Below are 2,507 nucleotides of genomic sequence, written 5' to 3'. Positions count from 1 at the left end.
CTCCCACCCCCACCCTCACCTCCCAACCCCCACTCAAGATCGGCATCCTCATCGGCAGCGTCCGCCCCGGTCGTTTTGCCGACAAGGTCTCCCAGTGGTTCGTCTCCGAGGTCGGTCGGCGCGGGGACATGGAGACGTACGTCATCGACCTGTCGGAACCTGCTCTCGCCGACGAACTCAAGCTCACCCTGGAGCGGTCCGCAGCTGCGGATGACGCCCCGACGCTGGCGCAGCGCATCGGTGGGCTCGATGGGTTCGTCGTCGTGACGCCCGAGTACAACCATGGGTACCCCGCCGCGCTGAAGCTGGCCATCGACTACGTCTACCGGGAGTGGCGGGCCAAGCCGGTGGGGTTCGTCTCGTACGGCGGTATGGCCGGAGGGCAGCGGGCAGTGGAGCAGCTTCGGCAGGTCTTCGCCGAGCTGCACGCCGTCACCTTGCGCGACACCGTCAGCTTCCACATGGCCTGGGAGCAGTTCGACGGCGAGGGCCGCCCGCACGACCAGGACGGCACCGCCAAGGCCGCGGCCGTGCTGCTGGACCAGCTCGCCTGGTGGGGGCTGACTCTGCGCGAGGGCCGGGCCGTCAGGCCGTACGCCTCCTGAACCCCTCAAGGGGATCAGGACACCGAAACCCGAGCGAACCGCCCCGCCACCCGCAGATCCCCCTCCACCCGCCCGGCCGTCTCCACCAGCTCCGGCAGCACGTCCCGCACGCACTCCTCCATCGACCACCGAGCCGCATGCATGGCCACGTTCACCGCGGCGACCACCCGGCCCGTCCGGTCCCGTACCGGTACCGCCACCGACCGCAGGCCCTCCTCCAACTCCTCGTCGACCAGGGCGTATCCGCGCTTGCGGATGTCCTCCAGCACGGTCGCGAGAGCCGAGGGGTCCGTGATCGTACGAGGGGTCAGCGGGTGCAGTTCGCCCAGTGCGGCAGCCAACTGCCGTTCCCCGGCCGGGGTATCCGCCAGCAGCACCCTGCCCAGGGACGTCGCATACGCCGGCAGCCGCGTGCCGACCGTGATGTTGACGCTCATCACGCGGTGGGTGGCGGCCCGGGCCGTGTACTGGATCTCCTCACCCGACGGCGTCAGCACCGCCAGCGACGCCGACTCGTGGACCCGGTCGGCGAGTTCGGCCAGATGCGGGGCCGCGATCTGGGACAGGGACGTGCGGGACAGGGGCGGGTAGCCCAGCGACAGTACGCGCGGGGTCAGCGTGAAGCCTCGGTTTCCCGACTGGCGTACCAGGCCCAGATACTCGTACGTGATGAGTGCCCTGCGTGCCGTGGCGCGGGCCAGGCCCGTCGCGCGGGCCACGTCCGTGAGCGTCAGCTCGGCCCGGCCCTCGCCGAAGGCGGTCAGTACGGTCAGCCCGCGCGCCAGCGACTCGACGAACTCCCGGCCCAGTTCCTGCTTGGACGCGCCCGTCCAGATCGCCAGGCCCGCCGGTGCCGCCCCGGGCTGCGGCTGCGGTGCCTCGCGCAGTTCGCGCTCCATCTTCGCCACCGCGGTCCGCAGGCGGGGGAGGAGCGTGTCGCGCAGGTTCGCGGCGGTGTGGCGGCTCGTGTGGCTGACCACGTTCGCCACGCAGGCGATACGGCCGCCCGCGCGAGGATCCCGTACCGGTACCGATACGGCCACCAGCCCCGGCTCGATCAACTGGTCGTCCAGCGCCCAGCCGTCCTTGCGTGCGCGCTGCGCCCGGCGCTCGAAGTCCTCGTCGGACAACGCGTGTTCCCGGGGCGGTACGGCGGGAAAGTCCCGGTCCTGCGGGTCCGCCGCCCGGCGCTCGCGCCAGGTCTGCCACTCCGCGTCCGTCCACTCCGCCGCGAACAGCGGGCCCGGTGCGGTGCGTTCGGCCGGAAGCAGGTCGCCGATGCGGAAGCTGAGGGACATCGCGCGGCGGCGGGTCGCCTGGTGGATGAAGCGGATGCCGTCGCGGTCGGCGACCGCCAACGACACCGACTCGTCCAGCTCGTCGGCGAGCGCGTCCGCGTGGGAGGAGAGAAGGGCGGGCATGCCCAGGGCGGCCAGGTAGGCGTTGCCGAGTTCCATCACGCGGGGTGCGAGGACCACGTCGCGGCCGTCGAGACGGACGTACCCCATGCGCGCGAGCGTGGACGCGATGCGGTCCACCGTGGAGCGGGCCAGCCCGGTGGCCCGCTCCAGCCCGCTCGCGCTCAGCGTCCCGCCCGCCTCCGTCAGCTGCCGCAGCACCGCGACGCCACGGATCAACGGCGTCACCGCCTCCGCCGGTACAGCAGGGGCGGCGTCCATGGTCGTCTTCGCGGGCATCGGCTCTCCGGTACGGCGGTCGCAGCAGGCTCTCACCGTAATGCGACCCACGCGCGCGTACGCCGGCGACGCAGACGTGGCGGACGTGCGCGGACGTGCGCGAACGTGCGCAGACGTACGCAGACGTATGAATCGCCGGGCATGCCACCCCCCGTAGCCACCCCTACCCCCGCGACACCCACACCCGATACTCGCCCTCCACATC

Annotated in this window: 2 protein-coding genes; one reads left to right on the top strand and one right to left on the bottom strand. The window is 72.0% G+C overall.

Going from position 1 to position 2,507, the window contains the following annotated elements; all coding sequences use genetic code 11:
- The coding region (locus ADL12_RS20870) for an NADPH-dependent FMN reductase (RefSeq protein WP_425265129.1) at positions 1–605 on the top strand (605 nt) is incomplete at its 5' end.
- Positions 606–619: 14 nt separating this feature from the next.
- Here ADL12_RS20870 and ADL12_RS20865 read toward each other — a convergent pair.
- Complete coding sequence (locus tag ADL12_RS20865) at positions 620–2,302, bottom strand: IclR family transcriptional regulator domain-containing protein (RefSeq protein WP_062704186.1); 1,683 nt, start codon at positions 2,300–2,302, stop codon at positions 620–622.
- Positions 2,303–2,507 lie beyond the last annotated feature (205 nt).

The sequence above is a fragment of the Streptomyces regalis genome (genome assembly GCF_001509475.1).
Taxonomy (GTDB): domain Bacteria; phylum Actinomycetota; class Actinomycetes; order Streptomycetales; family Streptomycetaceae; genus Streptomyces; species Streptomyces regalis.
Note: the sequence above shows the minus strand (reverse complement) of the source record. Positions and strands in the feature narration are given on the sequence as shown.

Bases quoted from the DNA above. Each gene is read 5' to 3' on its own strand.
- ADL12_RS20865 (WP_062704186.1), bottom strand. From the start codon at position 2,302: ATGCCCGCGAAGACGACCATGGACGCCGCCCCTGCTGTACCGGCGGAG.